The organism is Shewanella sp. 1180_01, assembly GCF_052850535.1.
Window position 1 is genome coordinate 1 of sequence record NZ_VXCT01000228.1, and the last position, 232, is coordinate 232.

At 56.5% G+C, this 232-nt stretch carries 1 protein-coding gene; it reads left to right on the top strand.

Annotation, left to right across the window (positions count from 1 at the left end):
• The coding region (locus tag FW758_RS24980) for a putative Ig domain-containing protein (RefSeq protein ID WP_446446868.1) at positions 1 to 232 on the top strand (232 nt) is incomplete at both ends.

A 232-nucleotide genomic window follows, 5' to 3' on the forward strand; every position in this document is an offset into this window, starting at 1 on the left:
TCAACGATGCGCCGACCATCAGTTCAACGGCCATCACTGCCGCCACTCAAGATGCGGCATACAGCTACACCTTTGCGGCGAGTGATACCGATGTGGGCGACACCTTAACCTTAAGCGCGGTGACCAAACCGAGTTGGTTGAGCTTCAATACGACTTCAGGCGTGTTAAGTGGCACGCCAGGCAATGCCGATGTGGGCAGCCATGTCGTGTTACTGCGAGTGACGGACACGGA